This is a genomic window from Caulobacter sp. GW821-FHT09A05, assembly GCF_059418465.1.
In genome coordinates this window covers 316,811-333,888 of the sequence record NZ_JBWKPX010000001.1, presented here as the reverse complement: position 1 = coordinate 333,888, position 17,078 = coordinate 316,811, and the positions used below count along the sequence as shown (strand labels likewise).

At 71.3% G+C, this 17,078-nt stretch carries 13 protein-coding genes; 8 read left to right on the top strand and 5 right to left on the bottom strand.

Going from position 1 to position 17,078, the window contains the following annotated elements:
- Positions 1 to 84 precede the first annotated feature (84 nt).
- From rlmJ to AC07NX_RS01475, 3 genes are all read left to right on the top strand, one after another.
- Positions 85 to 906: a 23S rRNA (adenine(2030)-N(6))-methyltransferase RlmJ gene (gene rlmJ, locus AC07NX_RS01485; protein ID WP_494638468.1), complete on the top strand. Its 822-nt coding sequence runs from the start codon at positions 85 to 87 to the stop codon at positions 904 to 906.
- Positions 903 to 2,180, top strand: a complete 1,278-nt coding sequence (gene chrA, locus AC07NX_RS01480) for a chromate efflux transporter (RefSeq protein WP_494638466.1) — start codon at positions 903 to 905, stop codon at positions 2,178 to 2,180. Before rlmJ ends, chrA begins: the two co-directional genes overlap by 4 nt.
- An 82-nt stretch (positions 2,181 to 2,262) precedes the next feature.
- Positions 2,263 to 2,880, top strand: a complete 618-nt coding sequence (locus AC07NX_RS01475) for a helix-hairpin-helix domain-containing protein (RefSeq protein WP_494638464.1) — start codon at positions 2,263 to 2,265, stop codon at positions 2,878 to 2,880.
- 47 nt (positions 2,881 to 2,927) lie between these two features.
- Here the strand turns inward: AC07NX_RS01475 and meaB are convergent, their stop codons facing one another.
- On the bottom strand, positions 2,928 to 3,911 hold the full coding sequence (gene meaB / locus AC07NX_RS01470; RefSeq protein WP_494638462.1) for a methylmalonyl Co-A mutase-associated GTPase MeaB: 984 nt from the start codon (positions 3,909 to 3,911) through the stop codon (positions 2,928 to 2,930).
- Positions 3,912 to 4,042: 131 nt separating this feature from the next.
- Between meaB and AC07NX_RS01465 the strand changes: the two genes are divergently transcribed.
- The gene (locus tag AC07NX_RS01465) at positions 4,043 to 4,507 is read left to right on the top strand and encodes a DUF4112 domain-containing protein (RefSeq protein ID WP_494638460.1); all 465 of its coding nucleotides are present in this window, start codon (positions 4,043 to 4,045) and stop codon (positions 4,505 to 4,507) included.
- A gap of 12 nt (positions 4,508 to 4,519) precedes the next feature.
- Here AC07NX_RS01465 and AC07NX_RS01460 read toward each other — a convergent pair whose 3' ends face one another.
- The 3 genes from AC07NX_RS01460 to AC07NX_RS01450 form a co-directional block, all read right to left on the bottom strand.
- On the bottom strand, positions 4,520 to 5,095 hold the full coding sequence (locus tag AC07NX_RS01460) for a Uma2 family endonuclease (protein ID WP_494638458.1): 576 nt from the start codon (positions 5,093 to 5,095) through the stop codon (positions 4,520 to 4,522).
- A gap of 73 nt (positions 5,096 to 5,168) precedes the next feature.
- Positions 5,169 to 7,322: a methylmalonyl-CoA mutase gene (scpA, locus tag AC07NX_RS01455; protein WP_494638456.1), complete on the bottom strand. Its 2,154-nt coding sequence runs from the start codon at positions 7,320 to 7,322 to the stop codon at positions 5,169 to 5,171.
- Positions 7,319 to 8,716: a methylmalonyl-CoA mutase family protein gene (locus tag AC07NX_RS01450; RefSeq protein ID WP_494638599.1), complete on the bottom strand. Its 1,398-nt coding sequence runs from the start codon at positions 8,714 to 8,716 to the stop codon at positions 7,319 to 7,321. The genes scpA and AC07NX_RS01450 overlap by 4 nt, the downstream gene beginning before the upstream one ends.
- Positions 8,717 to 8,936: 220 nt before the next feature.
- Between AC07NX_RS01450 and AC07NX_RS01445 the strand changes: the two genes are divergently transcribed.
- The 4 genes from AC07NX_RS01445 to AC07NX_RS01430 all read left to right on the top strand — a co-directional run bounded on the left by AC07NX_RS01445 (position 8,937) and on the right by AC07NX_RS01430 (position 15,269).
- Positions 8,937 to 9,944: an NAD(P)H-dependent flavin oxidoreductase gene (locus AC07NX_RS01445; protein ID WP_494638454.1), complete on the top strand. Its 1,008-nt coding sequence runs from the start codon at positions 8,937 to 8,939 to the stop codon at positions 9,942 to 9,944.
- Positions 9,945 to 10,035: 91 nt separating this feature from the next.
- Positions 10,036 to 10,773, top strand: coding sequence for a DUF2793 domain-containing protein (locus AC07NX_RS01440; protein ID WP_494638452.1), 738 nt, complete (start codon positions 10,036 to 10,038; stop codon positions 10,771 to 10,773).
- Positions 10,774 to 11,051: 278 nt separating this feature from the next.
- On the top strand, positions 11,052 to 11,621 hold the full coding sequence (locus AC07NX_RS01435; RefSeq protein ID WP_494638450.1) for a TMEM165/GDT1 family protein: 570 nt from the start codon (positions 11,052 to 11,054) through the stop codon (positions 11,619 to 11,621).
- A gap of 63 nt (positions 11,622 to 11,684) precedes the next feature.
- Positions 11,685 to 15,269, top strand: coding sequence for a hydantoinase B/oxoprolinase family protein (locus AC07NX_RS01430; protein ID WP_494638448.1), 3,585 nt, complete (start codon positions 11,685 to 11,687; stop codon positions 15,267 to 15,269).
- Positions 15,270 to 15,423: 154 nt separating this feature from the next.
- Here AC07NX_RS01430 and AC07NX_RS01425 read toward each other — a convergent pair whose 3' ends face one another.
- On the bottom strand, positions 15,424 to 17,001 hold the full coding sequence (locus AC07NX_RS01425) for an aldehyde dehydrogenase (NADP(+)) (RefSeq protein ID WP_494638446.1): 1,578 nt from the start codon (positions 16,999 to 17,001) through the stop codon (positions 15,424 to 15,426).
- Between the last annotated feature and the right edge of the window lie 77 nt (positions 17,002 to 17,078).

The window sequence follows — 17,078 nt, the reverse complement described above, 5'->3', positions numbered from 1 at the left end:
ATCCCGGTCCATCGCCTCGCTCCCAACCCTATCGTCGGCCAACGTGGTAGACGGAGCGCCGGTTCCGGGAGCGATGCGCCAGACATGAACTACCGACACGCCTTCCACGCCGGCAATTTCGCCGACCTGCAGAAGCACGCGATCGTGCTGGCCCTGCTGAAGGCGCTGACCGCCGACGAGGCCCCGTTGTCGGTGATCGACACCCATGCCGGGGCCGGGGCCTACGACCTGGGCGGCGACATGGCCCTGCGCTCGGGCGAGGCGGCGGCCGGGATCGGGCGGCTGCTGGCCATGGACGAGGCCCCCGCGGTGTTCGCGCCGCTGGTCGCGGCGGTGAAGACCTTGAACGGCGGCGCGGCGGGGGCGCTCTATCCGGGTTCGCCGCTTCTGGTCGCCCGCCATCTGCGCAAGACCGACCGCTACGCCGGATGCGAGCTGCGGCCCGACGACTTCGACAGCCTGCGCCGGACCCTGGCGCCCTACGCCTTCGCCCAGGCGGTCAAGGCCGACGGCTACGCCACGGCCGCGGCGCGGGCGGGGAAGGGCGGGCGCACCTTCGTCCTGATCGACCCGCCGTTCGAGCGCAGCGACGACTACGCCCAGATCGTCGCCACCACCCGGGCGGTGCTGGCCACGGACAAGGACGCGGTCATCGCCGCCTGGATGCCGCTGAAGGACCTGGAAACCTTCGACGCCTTCATGCGGGCGATGGAAACCGTCACGAAGGACGCGCTAGCTGCGGAGCTGCGCCTGAGACCCTTGACGGATCCCATGAAGATGAACGGTTGCGCGATGGTCATGGTCGGGGCGCCCCGGTCCACGGAAGGCGCGATCACCGAGGCCACCACGTGGCTGGCCGACACGCTGGGCGAGGCCGGCGCCAAGGCGCGGATCTGGCGGGCGTGACGGCGGCGGCTCCCAGTTTCCGGGAGGCGTTCTGGGTCTGGCTCAAGGTCGGCTGCCTGGGCTTCGGCGGTCCGGCCGGCCAGATCGCCTTGCTGCATCGCGAGGTGGTCGAACGGCGCGGCTGGGTCGACGAGGCGCGCTTCGCCCATGCCCTGAGCTTCTGCATGCTGCTGCCCGGGCCGGAAGCCCAGCAACTGGCGACCTGGCTGGGCTGGCGCCTGCACGGCGTGCGCGGCGGCGTCGCGGCCGGCCTGCTGTTCGTTCTGCCGGGCCTGCTGGTGATGCTGGGCCTGTCGGCGCTGTACGTCGCCCATGGCCGCGCGGCCTGGGCCGGACCGGCCCTGCTGGGCCTGAAGGCGGCGGTGGTGGCCCTGGTGCTGCAGGCCCTGATCCGCATGGGCGGCCGGGCGATCCGGGGCGTGGCCGGAGGGTGGGCCGCGGGCCTGGCCTTCGCCGCCCTGACCTTCACCGTCCTGCCCTTTCCGCTGATCATCCTGGCGGCCGGCGCGGTGGGCTGGGCCCTGGGCGGCGGCGCCGTCGCGATCGAGCCTCCGCAGGCCACGGCGCGGACCCCCTGGCGCACGGCCCTGGTCTGTCTCGCCGTCTGGCTGGCGCCGGTGCTGCTGGCCCTGACGGTTTCGCCGGCCTCGACCCTGGCCCGGATGGGCGGGGTGTTCAGCATCCTGGCGGTGGCCAGCTTCGGCGGCGCCTATGCGGCCCTGGCCTATGTCGGCCAGGCGGCCGGCGCGTTCGGCTGGCTGGCGCCGGGCCAGATGCTGGACGGCCTGGGCCTGGCCGAGACCACGCCGGGACCGCTGGTGCTGGTGCTGGTCTTCGTCGGCTTCGTCGGCGCCTATCAGAACGCGCCGCCGGACCTGGCCTGGGTCGCCGCCCTGGCCGGCGGGCTGATGGCCGCCTGGACGACGTTCGCGCCGTCGTTCCTGTGGATCTTCGCCGGCGGGCCGTTCTTCGAGCGCCTGCGGTCCCGCCCGCGGCCCGCCCGGGCCCTGGCCCTGGTTTCGGCGGCCGCCGTCGGGGTGATCGCCAACCTGGCCGTCTGGTTCACGGTGCACCTGCTGTTCCGGGTGGGCGCGGTCCACGCCTGGGGGCCGCTGCGGGCGGAACTGCCGGACCTGGCCAGCATCAACCTGCCGGCGGCCGGCCTGACCATCCTGGCGTGCGGCCTGGTGTTCGCCCTGCGCGCGCCGATCCTGGCGGTGGTGGGCGCCATGGTCGCCGCCGGCCTCGCCCTAGACGCGATCGGACTGATTTAAGCGCGCGCTGCGATTTTGCGACTCGCCAAGCCGAGAACCGTGTTATGCTGCACCGCAACAAAACGGTTGTTGGAGCTCGGCCATGACCCTGTCATTCCTTCCCGAACTGCCCAAGATCGATCCTGAAAAGGGCCCGAACCTGATGGCCGGCGCGGCCTCGCCCCTCTGGTTGATGTTCGGCGGCGCGGCCATGGCCGGGGCGACCTGGTGGTGGTGGGCCACCCGCTGGCGCGAGGCCGTCAATGTCGAGGCGCTGATGGCGCCGGCGCCGGCGCCGACCGCGACCTTGCCCACGCCGGAGCCCGTCGAGCTGGCGCCGGAACCGGCCGTCGCGGCGCCGATCGACCCCGTCACGGAAGCGCCGATCCTCGCGCCGGTCGATCTGGAGACCCCCACGCCGATCGCGGCGGCCGAACCCGTGGTCGAGGCCGCCGTCGAAACCGCTGTCGAAACCGCCGAAACCGCTGTCGAAACCGCTGTCGAAACCGCCAAGTCGGTCGCCGACGACCTGACCCAGCTGGTCGGGATCGGCCCCAAGCTGGCGGCGTCGCTCTCCGAGCTGGGCGTGACGCGCTTCGAGCAGATCGCCGCCTGGGGCGTCGAGGACCTGCTGGACTTCGACGCCAAGCTGAACCTCAAGGGCCGCGCCGAGCGGGACGCCTGGGTGGCCCAGGCCAAGCGGCTGACGACCGGCGCCTGATCCCTTCCGACCGCTCGTCCCGGCGTCGCCGGGATGGGCGGGGCGGACTATTCCAGCCCGAACGCCGCCAGCAACCGGTCGGCCGCCGCCGAGGCGGGCAGGTCGCCGGCCCGCACCGCCCGCTCGACCTCCGCCGCGATGGCCGCCACGGCCGGCGCCTCGCGAAACGCGACGGACAGGCGGTCCTGGACCATGGCCCACATCCAGCGGCTGTCCTGGTCGGCCCGCCGCGCGGCGCGCGCGCCATTGGCGGTCATGATCTCGCGATGGCGGCGGATCTGGGACCAGAGCGCCTCGAGGCCCGCGCCGGTCAGGCCCGAAGCGGTCAGCACCGGCGGCGTCCAGTCGGGCGAGGCGGGCGTCAGGATGTGCAGGGCGTTGCGATAGTCGCGGGCCGAGCGCTCGGCCCTGGCCGGATCGGCGTCGGCCTTGTTGATCACCAGCAGGTCGGCCAGTTCGATCAGGCCCTTCTTGATGCCCTGCAGCTCATCGCCGCCGCCGGGGATCAGCAGGGCCAGGAAGATGTCGACCATGTCCGACACCACCGTCTCCGACTGGCCGACCCCGACGGTCTCGACGATGATCACGTCGAAGCCGGCCGCCTCGCACAGCAGCATGGCCTCGCGGGTCTTGCGAGCCACCCCGCCCAGGACGCCGCCGGACGGCGAGGGGCGGATATAGGCGTTGGGATCGACGCTGAGCCGTTCCATGCGGGTCTTGTCGCCGAGGATCGAGCCGCCGTGCCGTCCGGACGACGGATCGACCGCCAGCACCGCCACGCGATGGCCGGCGGCGGTCAGCATCGTGCCGAAAGCCTCGATCGTGGTCGACTTGCCAGCCCCCGGCACGCCGGTGATCCCGATCCGCTGGGCGCCGCCGGTGCGCGGCATCAGCCGTTCGAGCAAGGCGCGGGCGGCCTTCTGGTGGTCGCGCCGCCGGCTCTCGACCAGGGTGATGGCGCGGGCCAGGGCGGCGCGGTCTCCGGCGACCAGGCGGGTCTCAAGGTCGGCGATGTCGATGGGCGGGCTCACCCGTCCCGCTTAGAGGACGACGGCGGCCGCGGAAACCGAAACCGTCATCGCGCCTTGCCGGAACGACCCCGGGGCGGCAGGCTTGTGCGCCGGGATCGACAACCAACGGCGGGCCGGAGCGTTGACCTGACATGACCGAACGCACCGCCGAGACCGTCGAGGGCTACGTCGTCGACGAGGGACCCGCCAGCCAGCGCCAGAAGGCGCACCAGGCCTGGCGGCGGGCCGAGACCATCAAGCGGCTGTCCGACCGGCTGATCGGCCTGGGTCCGTTCGGCCTGGGGCTGGACGGCGTGCTGGCCTGGGTCCCGGGCGCGGGCCTGGCCTACGGCCTGGGCGCCGGCGGCCTGCTGCTGTTCCACGCCGTGCAGGCCAAGGCCTCGGCGCCGACCCTGGCGCGGATGGCGGCCTATCTGGCCGCGGACAACCTGTCCGACACCGTGCCGGTGCTGGGTTGGGCCGTCGACACCCTGTTCCCAGGGCACCTGATGGCCGCCAAGGCGCTGCAGAAGGACATCGAGTCCAAGCACGGCCTGCCCGACGAGATCGACGCCCGGACCCGCAAGCCGAAACGGGTGAAAAAGGCGCGGCGATAGCCGATCAGCCGATCAGCGGATCGGCGGCAGGTCGGCCAGGCACAGGGTCAGCGCTGGAAAAGCCAGGGAGGCTACGGTGTCGCGCGCCGAATATTGCACGATCGCGCGATAGCCGCCGCCGCTTGGGTCGCGATGGACCGTGGTCGTGCTGGTATTGACGTCGACGACCCAATAATCGCGCACGCCATGCAGGGCGTAGAGTTCGGCCTTGATCGAGAGATCCTTGCTCACCGTGCTTTGGGCGACCTCGACGACAAGTCCCAGGTTGGCGCCGTTCACCTGCTCCAGCGGCAGCGACGCATCATAGAGATAGAGGTCTGGGTCCGGGGCATAGGTGGGGGCCAGGCGCAGCGTGGAATCAACGATGACGACGATCTCGCCTCTGGCCTGGGCCATGAAGGCGTAGGCGATCTGCATCTTGGCGCGCGTGTGCGCCGCGCCCTCCGAAGCCATCTCGACCAGCCCCCCGTCGATCAGTTCGACCCGGGCGTCTGCGTCGAGAATTCCAGCGTCCTGCATGCGCAGCACGTCGTCCAGGGTGAACCGGTGCGGCTGGGAGGTTTCGAGTGCGCGGGCCAGGGCGTTCATGGTCGCCAACCTAACACGGGCGAACCTTGTTCGGAACGCCGGCTCGGTCGCTTGGGGGGCGAGCTGGCGGCTCTCAGGCCGCCTCGCCCTGGGTGTAGCCCAGCTGCTGGTTCAGCTTGTCCAGCAGCTCGATCACCGCCTCGGCGATCACCGTGCCGGGCGGGAAGATCGCCGCGGCCCCGGCGTCGCGCAGGGCCTGGAAGTCCTGGGGCGGGATGACGCCGCCGACCACCATCATGATGTCCGGCCGCCCCTGCCGGGCCAGTTCGGCCTTCAGTTCGGGGGCCAGGGTCAGGTGGCCGGCGGCCAGGGAGCTGGCGCCGACGATGTGGACGTCGTTCTCGACCGCCTGCTTGGCCGCCTCGGCCGGGGTCTGGAACAGCGGGCCGATGTCGACGTCGAAGCCCAGGTCGGCGAAGGCGGTGGCGATCACCTTCTGGCCGCGGTCGTGGCCGTCCTGGCCCATCTTGGCCACCAGGATGCGCGGCCGGCGGCCGTCGGCCTGTTCGAAGGCCTCGACCATGGCCTTGGCCCGGGCGGCGACCGGATCGGCGCCGGCTTCCTTCATGTAGACCCCCTGGATCGACTGGATGGTGGCGCGGTGGCGGCCGAAGACGTTTTCCATGGCCTGGCTGATCTCGCCGACCGTGGCGTGGGCCCGGGCCGCGTCGACGGCCAGGGCCAGCAGGTTGCCGCTTCCCCGCGCGCCGTCCTCCAGCGCCTTCAGCGCCGCCGCGGTCCTGGCCGGATCGCGCTCGGCCTTCAGCCGGGCCAGCTTCTCCAGCTGCTGGTTGCGCACCGAGGTGTTGTCGACCTTCAGCACCGGGATGTCGTCGGCGATCTCGGGCTTGTAGCGGTTGACCCCCACCACGCTCTGCTTGCCGCTGTCGATGCGGGCCTGGGTCTTGGCGGCCGCCTCCTCGATGCGCAGCTTGGGCAGGCCTTGCTCGATGGCCTTGGCCATGCCGCCCAGGGCCTCGACCTCCTCGATATGGGCCAGGGCCCTGATGGCCAGGTCGTGGGTCAGCTTCTCGACATAGTAGCTGCCGCCCCACGGGTCGGCGACGCGGGTCGTGCCGCTCTCCATCTGCAGGAACAGCTGGGTGTTGCGGCTGATCCGGGCCGAGAAGTCGGTGGGCAGGGCCAGGGCCTCGTCCAGGCTGTTGGTGTGCAGGCTCTGGGTCTGGCCGTTGACGGCCGCCATGGCCTCCACGCAGGTGCGGGCGACGTTGTTGAACACGTCCTGGGCTGCCAGCGACCAGCCCGAGGTCTGGCTGTGGGTGCGCAAGCTGAGCGAGCGGTCGTCCTTGGGCTCGAACTCGCGCTTCATCAGCCGGGCCCACAGCAGGCGCGCCGCGCGCATCTTCGCCACTTCCATGAAGTAGTTCATGCCGATCGCCCAGAAGAACGACAGGCGCGGGGCGAAGGTGTCGATGCTCATGCCGGCCGCGACGCCGGCCCGGGCGTACTCGACCCCGTCGGCCAGGGTATAGGCCAGTTCCAGGTCGGCGGAGGCTCCCGCCTCCTGCATGTGATAGCCGCTGATCGAGATCGAGTTGAACTTCGGCATGTTGGCCGAGGTGTAGGCGAAGATGTCCGAGATGATCCGCATCGAGGGGCCGGGCGGATAGATGTAGGTGTTGCGGACCATGAACTCCTTGAGGATGTCGTTCTGGATGGTCCCCGACAGCTTGTCGGGCGAGACGCCCTGTTCCTCGGCGGCGACGATGTAGAGGGCCAGGATCGGCAGCACCGCGCCGTTCATGGTCATCGACACGCTCATCTTGTCGAGCGGGATGCCCGAGAACAGCGTGCGCATGTCGAGGATGGAGTCGATGGCCACGCCGGCCATGCCGACATCGCCCTTCACCCGCTCATGGTCGGAGTCGTAGCCGCGGTGGGTGGCCAGGTCGAAGGCCACCGACAGGCCCATCTGGCCGGCGGCCAGGTTGCGCCTGTAGAAGGCGTTGCTGTCCTCGGCGGTCGAGAAGCCGGCGTACTGCCGCACCGTCCACGGATTGGTCACGTACATGGTCGGGTAGGGGCCGCGCACGAACGGCGCGACGCCGGGATAGCCGCCGGTGAAGTCCAGGCCAGCGGTGTCGTCGGCGGTGAAGGCCGGCGGCACGTCGACGCCCTCGGGCGTGGCCCAGGCCGCGCCGTCCGGCGCCGCGACGGTCGCCGCGGCCTGGAAGGCGACGTCCTTGAAGTCGGGGAACTTGCTCATGCCTGGGCTTCCTCGAAGGCGGCCGAGAACCGCATGGGCGTCAGGGGCGGGCATCGGGAGTCCGGCCCGGGCAGGCGCGCGCTGGGCGGATCAACGGCGAAGTCGGCCGCGTCGGGCGTGGCGACCTCCACCGGCTTGTCGTCGGCGTTGGGGAAGGCGGTGACGCCCAGGATCTTGCGGCTCCTGTCGGCGAAGGCGGCTTCCTGGGCCGTGCGGGTGGCCCCGACGATGTCGGCGACCAGGCCGCTTTCCAGCGCCTTGACGATCCCGCCGGCGGCCTCGATGGCCTGGAAACCGCCCCAGGCGGCGCGGGCCAGCTGGTCGGTCAGGCTGTCCAGGTACCAGGACCCGCCGGCCGGGTCGGCGACGCGGCCCAGGTGGCTTTCCTCCATCAGGACCAGCTGGGTGTTGCGGGCCTGGCGGCGGCCGAAGGCGGTGGGCAGGCCGATGGCGTCGGTGAAGGCGCCCAGGACGATGGCGTCGGCCCCGCCGACCGCTCCGGCGAAGCCGGCGGCGGTCAGGCGCAGCAGGTTGGTCCAGGCGTCGGCCCGGGTCAGCATGCGCTGCGAGGAGCGGGCTTCGATCACGGCCGGAACCGAGACGCCGCAGGTTCCCGTGATCCGCGCCCACAGGGCCCGGGCGGCGCGGACCTTGGCCACGCCGGTGAAATATTCCGCGTCGAGGCTGACGCCCAGGACGATCCGCGAGAACGCCTCTTCCTGGGAAAGGCCGGCGCGCACCAGGGCCTTGGCGTAGGCCAGGGCGCAGGCGGCCATCACGGCCAGTTCCTCTGTGTTGGAGCCGCCGGCCTCGTGCGCGGCCCGCCCCGTGGCCAGGACCAGGCTGGCCTTGGCGTAGGTCTGGGACAGCCGCGCCCCGACCGTGGCGGCCGAGATCAGATGGCTTTCGATCGGCCCCGGGCTGGCGCCGGCCTGGGCGAAGGCGGTCAGCGGGTCCATGTGGAAGGCCAGGGGCGCATTGGGCGCGGCCTTGGCCAGGCCGCCCAGCCAGTCGGCGGCCTTGGGGCCCAGGAAGCCGGCGTCGAGAGCCACCGGGGCCAGGTCCAGCAGCACGCCGTTCAGCGCCTGGGCCAGGTCCTGCAGCGAGCCGACCGCGACGCCGTTCGCGCCCGTGCCGTCGAGGGACAGCAGCACCGAGGCCGCGCCGCCCTCGAGGTCCTTCGTGATCTCGGCGGCGGCCTGGCGGGGATCGGGATGGGCGGCGCGCATGCGCAGGTCCCAGGGACGGTCGGCGTCGCGGGCCCGCAGGTCGCGCGCCACGACCACGCCGTCCTCGGAGGTGTAGAGCGGCTGGATGGCGACGCCGTCGGGAGTCCGGGTGATCAGGGCGTCGTCGAAGGTCTGGCCTTTGAGGGTCTTCTCGACCAGGGCCATCCATTTCGACCGATCCGGGGCGCCAAAATCCTCGGCCAGCGGGGTCGGCGGGTGATTCACGACGTCTGTCTCCTGCACCGCAGCATTTTCTTGTTTTGACCAGCAGATGCGCTTGTGCCCCAGGGTAGGTCAAGCGCTTGCGCAGGATGCGAACGACCGTTTAAGCTAACGCTGTTTACATGAGCGGCCCGGAGCGGCCGCCCCAAAGGAGACGTCTCTCATGGCCTTGCCGCCGATCCTGCGCGACCGCCTGCGCCTGCCCGTCATCGCGTCTCCGCTGTTCATCATCAGCAATCCCGACCTGGTCATCGCCCAGTGCAAGGCCGGCGTGGTCGGCTCGTTCCCGGCCCTGAACGCGCGGCCGATCTCGCAGCTGGACGAGTGGTTGGCCCGGATCACCGAGGAGCTGGCGGCCCACGACAAGGCCAATCCCGACGCGCCCTCGGCCCCGTTCGCGGTCAACCAGATCGTCCACAAGAGCAACAACCGGCTCCAGGAGGATGTCGAGCTCTGCGTGAAGTACAAGGTCCCGGTGGTCATCACCTCGCTGGGCGCGCGCGAGGACCTGAACGCCGCCATCCACAGCTACGGCGGGATCACCCTGCACGACGTGATCAACGACAAGCACGCCCACAAGGCCATCGAGAAGGGCGCCGACGGCCTGATCCCGGTGGCGGCCGGGGCCGGCGGCCATGCCGGAACCCTGTCGCCGTTCGCCCTGGTCCAGGAGATCCGTCAGTGGTTCGACGGCCCGGTGGCGCTGTCGGGCTCGATCGCCTCGGGCCGCTCGATCCTGGCCGCCCAGGCCATGGGCGCGGACCTGGCCTATGTCGGCTCGGCCTTCATCGCGACCAAGGAGGCCAACGCGCCCCAGGGCTACAAGGACACCATCGTCGAGGCCCGCGCCAACGACATCGTCTATTCGAACCTGTTCACTGGCGTGCACGGCAACTATCTGCGCCAGTCGATCGTCCGGGCGGGGCTGGACCCGGAGAACCTGCCGGTCAGCGACCCCTCGGCCATGAACTTCGGCTCGGGCGGCAACCAGGAGGCCAAGGCCTGGCGCGACATCTGGGGCTCCGGCCAGGGCGTCGGCGCCATCGACGCGGTGCTGTCGGCCGCCGAATTGATCGCCAAGTTCGCGGAGCAGTACGAGGACGCCAAGGCGGAACTGGCGGCCAAGACCGCGCTGACTTCGGGCAACCGCCTGGCTTTCGCGGCGCAGTAGGCGGGGACAGGCAGGGGGATCGACAGCGGTCGATCCTCCGGGACTCGCGGCGGGGCGACACTGGGGGCGTCGAAACCCTCCAGGAGTTCCCATGTCCAACGATACGACGCCCCGCCTGTCGCTGCCCTTCGTGGCGGCCGGCCAGGCCCAGAAGCACATCACCGTCAACGAGGCCCTCGGCAAGCTGGACGGCCTGGTCCAGCTGGCGGTCCAGAGCCGCACGACCACCGCCCAGCCGGCCTCTCCCGCCGACGGGGCGATGCATATCCTGCCGACGGGAGCGACCGGCGCCTCGTGGTTCGACAAGGCCGCCGGTCTGTTGGCCCGCTATGTCGACGGCGCCTGGGAGGCCCTGACGCCCAAGGCCGGCTGGCTGGCCTGGATCATCGACGAGGGTCTGGCCCTGATCCATGACGGCGAGAACTGGACCCCGCTGTCCTCGACCTTCAAGGCCCTGACCGCCGCCCGCTCGCCGTTCTTCGCCGCCACGCGGTTCGAGATCCTCGAGCAGGAGGTGGCTCTGTCGGGCGCCTCGGTCGCCACCACGGTGACCATCCCCGGCCGGGCCATCGTGCTGGGCGTCTCGACCCGCACCAGCGCGGCGATCACCGGGGCGACCTCCTACAGCTGCGGCGTGGCCGGCGAGGCGGGCAAGTTCGGCGCGTCCCTGGGCGTGGCCAAGAACGCCAGCAATGTCGGGGTGATCGGCCCGACGGCCTACTATGCCGACACGCCGGTGGTGATCACGGCGGCCGGCGGCGCCTTCACCGGCGGCAAGGTGCGGGTGTCGATCCACGCGATGCGGTTCGATCCGCCGGCGGCGACCTGACTGGACGGGGACAGGCGCCCGCGCCTGTCCCCAGCCGCGACTTGACCCCACCCGCCTGGGCCGCTACCAACCCCGCACCTTTGGGGAGTAGCCGCCCGCGCCGATCAGCGGGGCCCGTCGTCAACACACTTGCCTTTCTTTCTTGAGTGGAAGGGGCATGGCGCGGGTGAAGGAAGCAGCAGCTTCCGCGGCGAGACCAATGGCGTCGGTTTCCGTTCCGGGCTGGGCGGGGTTTCCGACGCTATTGGCATGCGCTCGGCCCGGACGGTTCTTGATCCATGGACTCCCTGCTCGTTTCGGCCCTCGTGGTGGCCATCGCCGAGATCGGCGACAAGACCCAGCTGCTGGCCATCATCCTGGCCACCCGCTTCAAGAAGCCCATGCCGATCATCCTGGGCATACTGGTCGCCACCCTGGCCAACCACGCCCTGGCGGCCCTGGCCGGCTCGCTGGTCTCGGGCCTGTTCGACGGCGCCTGGTTCAAGTGGGCCATAGCGGTCTCGTTCGTCGCCATGGCCGCCTGGGCCCTGATCCCGGACAAGGCCGACGACGACCTGGCCGGCGGCGCGGGCCGTTACGGCGTGTTCCTGACCACCACCATCGCCTTCTTCCTGGTCGAGATGGGCGACAAGACCCAGATCGCCACCGTGGCCCTGGGCGCGCGCTTCCACGACGTGCTCCGGGTCGCGGCCGGCACCACCCTGGGCATGATGGCCGCCAACATCCCCGCCGTTTATCTGGGCGAGGCGGCGACCAGGATCGTGCCGCTGAAATATGTGCGCCTGGGGGCGGCCCTGATCTTCCTGGGCCTGGGCGTCTGGGCCGGGATCGAGGCTTTCAGGGGTTAGGAAGCCGGCGCTTGATGCGGCCGCGCAACGCCGCCAAAACAGTCGCCGGCAAAGGGGACCTTGATGACCGAGCGCGGCTGGGAGTTCTGGATCGACCGCGGCGGCACGTTCACCGACATCGTCGCGCGACGCCCCGACGGGTCCCTGCTGACCCACAAGCTGCTGTCGGAAAACCCCGAGCAGTATGACGACGCGGCCGTGGCCGGGGTGCGGGCCCTGCTCGGCGGCGCGGGCGCCATCGACGCGGTCAAGATGGGCACCACGGTGGCCACCAACGCCCTGCTCGAGCGCCAGGGCGAGCCCACGGTCCTGGCCATCACCAAGGGCCACGCCGACGCCCTGCGCATCGGCTACCAGGCGCGGCCCAGGCTGTTCGACCGCCATATCGTCAAGCCCGAAGCCCTCTACACCCGCGTGGTCGAGATCGACGAACGGATCAGCGTCGAGGGCTCGGTGCTGCGTCCGCTGGACGAGGCCGCCGCCCGGGCCGGCCTGCAGGCCGCCTTCGACGACGGCTTTCGGGCCGTGGCCATCGTGCTGATGCACGGTTTCCGCTTCACCGACCACGAGGCGCGGGTCGCGGCGATCGCCCGGGCGGTGGGCTTCACCCAGGTGTCGGTCAGCCACGAGGTCAGCCCCCTGATGAAGCTGGTCGGGCGCGGCGACACCACCGTGGTCGACGCCTACCTGTCGCCGATCCTGCGCCGCTATGTCGACAAGGTCGCAGACGCTCTGGGGCGCGAGACCCGGCTGCTGTTCATGCAGAGCAACGGCGGGCTGACCGACGCCCACGCCTTCCGGGGCAAGGACGCGATCCTGTCCGGTCCGGCTGGTGGCGTCGTGGGCATGGCCAGGACGGCGGCCCAGGCCGGGTTTGAGCGGGTGATCGGCTTCGACATGGGCGGCACCTCCACCGACGTTTGCCATTTCGCCGGCGAGTACGAGCGGGCCTACGAGACCGTGGTGGCCGGGGTGCGGATGCGCGCGCCGATGATGAACATCCATACCGTGGCGGCCGGCGGCGGTTCGATCTGTTCGTTCGACGGCGCGCGGTTCCGGGTCGGGCCGGCGTCCGCCGGCGCCAACCCCGGCCCGGCCTGCTACCGGCGCGGCGGCCCGCTGACGGTGACCGACTGCAACGTCATGCTGGGCAAGCTGTCGCCGGACTTCTTCCCGGCGGTGTTCGGCCCGAACGCCGACCAGCCGCTGGACCGCGACGTCGTCGTGGCGAAGTTCGAGGCGCTGGCGGCCGAGATCCTGATGGCCACCGGCAAGGCCATGACCCCGGTCGAGGTCGCCGAGGGCTTCGTGACCATCGCCGTGGAGAACATGGCCAAGGCCGTGCGGCAGATCTCGATCCAGCGCGGCTACGACGTCACCCGCTATGTCCTGGCCTGTTTCGGCGGGGCGGGCGGCCAGCACGCCTGCCTGGTGGCCGACGCCCTGGGCATGACCGAGGTGATGATCCACCCGTTCGCCGGAGTGCTCAGCGCCTATGGCATGGGCCTGGCCGACCTGCGGACCCTGCGCGAAGCGACGGTGGAGCAGCCGCTGGTCCAGGCCGCCGACGGCCTCGCCGCGCGCGCCGCCGCCTTGGCCGACGAGGCGAAGGCGGCGCTGCTGGTCCAGAACGCGCCGCTGATCCGCGTCGAGACGATCGCCAGCCTGCTGGTCAAGTACGCCGGGACCGACACCCCGTTGCGCGTGCCGCTGGGCGACGCGAGGACGGTGCGGGAGGCCTTCGAGACCCTGCACCAGCGGCGGTTCGGCTTCGTCTCGCCGGGTACGGCGTTGGTGGTCGAGGCCCTGGCCGTGGAGGCCGTCGGACACGCCGACGCCGGCGAGGCGCCCGACCTGGGGCGCGGCGCGGAGACCAGGCCTGAACCGCTGGCGATCCTGACCACCCGTATGGCCGGCGCCGAGCACGCGGCGCCGGTCTTCGACCGCGCCGCCTTGCCGATCGGCGGCGAGGTGACCGGCCCCGCCATCGTCCGCGAGGAGACCGGCACCACGGTGATCGAGCCGGGCTGGCGGGCGACCGTCGACCGCCACCTGAACCTGATCGTCGATCGCGTCGCCGCCCTGGCCCCGCGCCAGGCGGCCGGGACCGGGGCCGATCCGGTGATGCTGGAGGTGTTCAACAACCTGTTCATGGCCGTGGCCGAGGAGATGGGCTTCGCCCTGCAGAACACCGCCTATTCGGTCAATATCAAGGAGCGGCTCGACTTCTCCTGCGCCCTGTTCGACCGCGACGGGAACCTGATCGCCAACGCTCCGCACATGCCCGTGCACCTGGGCTCGATGGGCGACAGCGTGCGGGCGATCCGCGACGGGCGCCTGCACGACGGCCGGGGTCTTTTGCCCGGCGATGTCTACATGCTCAACGCCCCCTACAATGGCGGCACCCATCTGCCGGACGTGACGGTGGTGATGCCGGTGTTCGACGCGGCCGGGGCCCTGACCTTCTACGTCGCCGCCCGCGGCCACCAGGGCGACATCGGCGGAATCACGCCCGGCTCGATGCCGCCGGGCAGCCGGACGGTCGAGGAGGAGGGGGTGCTGATCGAGAACTTTCTGCTGGTCGAGGGCGGGCGGTTCCGTGAGGCGGAGGTCCGGGCCCTGCTGGCCTCGGGCAAGTGGCCGGCCCGCAATCCCGACCAGAACATCGGCGACCTCAAGGCCCAGGTGGCCGCCTGCGCGCGCGGGGCCGAGAGCCTGACCGGCCTCGTCGCCGAGTTCGGCCAGGACGTGGTCGAGGCCTATATGGCCCACGTGCAGGACAACGCCGAGGAGGCCGTGCGGCGGGTGCTGGCGACCTTGGCGGACGGCGCCTTCGCCTATGAACTGGACGACGGCTCGGTGGTCAGGGTGGCGATCACCGTCGACCGCGAGGCCCGCACGGCGCGGGTCGACTTCACCGGCACCAGCGACCAGGTCCCGACCAATTTCAACGCCCCGGCCTCGATCTGCCGGGCGGCGGCGCTCTATGTGTTCCGCACCCTGGTCGATGACGAGATCCCGATGAACGACGGCTGCCTGCGACCGGTCGAGCTGGTGATCCCCGAGGGCTCGATGCTGCGCCCGCGCTATCCGGCGGCGGTGGTGGCCGGCAATGTCGAGACCAGCCAGGTGGTGGTCGACGCCTTGTACGGCGCGCTGGGCGTGATGGCGGCGGCCCAGGGCACCATGAACAACTTCACCTTCGGCGACGACCGGCGGCAGTACTACGAGACCATCTGCGGCGGGGCCGGGGCTGGGCCCGGCTTCGACGGCGCCGACGCGGTCCAGACCCACATGACCAACAGCCGCCTGACCGATCCGGAGGTGCTGGAGAGCCGCTATCCGGTGCTGGTCGAGGCGTTCTCGATCCGGCGCGGCTCGGGCGGGGCGGGCGCGCATCGCGGTGGGGACGGGGTGGTGCGGCGGATCGGCTTTCGCGAGCCGATGACGGCGACCCTGCTGTCCAACCGGCGACGAGTGGCGCCGTTCGGTCTGGCGGGCGGTGGCGTCGGGAGGCTGGGCGCGGCTCGGGTCGAGCGGGCGGACGGCTCGGTGCAGGCGTTGGGCGCGACCGACGCCGTGGACGTCGCGGCGGGGGATTCGATCGTGATCGAGACGCCGGGGGGCGGGGGGTACGGGGTGAGCTAATTCAGGTCCTCTCCCAGTGGGGGAGGCGGCCGAAGGCCGGTGGGGGGAGTTTTAGGATCATCGATCCGGGGCCGGCGGCCTGCCGATCACTCCCCCCACCGTCGGCTTCGCCGACACCTCCCCCACAGGGGGAGGGTCTTAGAACGACCGGCGCTTAAGCCAGCACGACCTTGCCATCCACCCGGCGCGCGATGCCCAGCGGGTTGGCGTCCTGCAGCTCGGCCGGCAGCAGGGCGGCTGGCAGGTTCTGGTAGCTGACCGGACGCAGGAAACGGAAGATCGCCAGCGAGCCGACCGAGGTGGTGCGGCTGTCGGAGGTCGACGGGAACGGGCCGCCGTGGACCATGGCGTGGCCCACCTCGACGCCGGTGCCGAAGCCGTTGACCAGCACGCGGCCGGCCTTCAGCTCCAAGGTCGGCAGCAGGGCGCGGGCTAGGTCGGTGTCGGCATCGTCCATGTGCACAGCGATGGTCAGCTGGCCTTCCAGGGCGGCCAGGACCTGGGTCAACTGGGCCAGGTCCTTGGCGCGGACCACCAGCGAGGCGGCGCCGAACACCTCGTCCTGCAGGTGCGGGGTGGCCAGGAAGGTCGCGGCGTCCACCGAGAACAGGGTCGCGCGGCCCTGGCCATGACCGCCCTCAAGGCCGTGGGCCACCTCGGTGACGCCCGCCGTCTCGGCCAGGGCCTTCACGCCGCCGGCATAGGCCTTGCAGATGCCGGGGGTCAGCATCTGGCCGGCCGGGGCCTTGGTGATGACCTCGGCGGTGGCCGCCAGGAAGGCGTCCAGCTCGGGGCCGTCGATGCCCAGGATCAGGCCGGGATTGGTGCAGAACTGGCCGGCGCCCTGGGTCAGGGCGGCGACGAAGTCGGGGGCGATGGCCGGGCCGCGGGCCTTCAGGGCGGCGGGCAGCAGCAGGACCGGGTTGATGCTGCTCATCTCGGCGTAGAACGGGATCGGCTCGGGACGGCCCTGGGCGATGGCTGTAAGGGCCAGGCCGGCGCGGCGCGATCCGGTGAAGCCGGCGGCCTTGATGCGGGCATCGGCGACCAGGCCTTGCGAGATCTCGATCCCGGCGTCGTGCAGCAGGGCGAAGACGCCCGAGGGCAGGCCGCAGGCCTTGACGGCCTCCTGGACGGCGCGGCCGACCAGCTCGGAGGTGCCCGGATGGGCCGGGTGGGCCTTGACCACCACGGGACAGCCGGCCGCCAGGGCCGAGGCGGTGTCGCCGCCGGCCACCGAGAAGGCCAGCGGGAAGTTCGATGCGCCGAACACCGCCACCGGGCCCAGCGGCACGTTGCGCAGGCGCAGGTCTGGACGCGGCAGCGGCGTACGGCCCGGCTGGGCCGGGTCGATGCGGGCCTCCAGCCAGCCGCCGTCGCGCAGCACGCCGGCGAACATCTTCAATTGGCCCATGGTGCGGCCACGCTCGCCTTCCAGACGCGCGCGGGGCAGGCCGGTCTCGGCCATGGCGCGGACGATCAGGGCGTCGCCGATCGCCTCGATCTTGGCGGCGATGGTTTCCAGGAACACCGCGCGCTGCTCGGGCGAGGTGGCGCGGTACGGGCCGAAGGCCGCCGCCGCCAGGGCGGCGGCCTCGTCCAGGTCGGCTTTGGTCGCGCCGCCGAAGGTCACGTCCAGCGTGTCGCCGGTGCTGGGATCGACCGCATGGATCGCGCCACCGGCTCCGGCGCGGGCGCCGCCGTCGATCAGAAGTTCTCCGGTGATGGTCATGGCGCGGTCCTTCGTGTCGTCGTTGAAGGGGTCTTAGATGATACCGCTCCCATCGACGTCAAGCCGATGACGTCGGT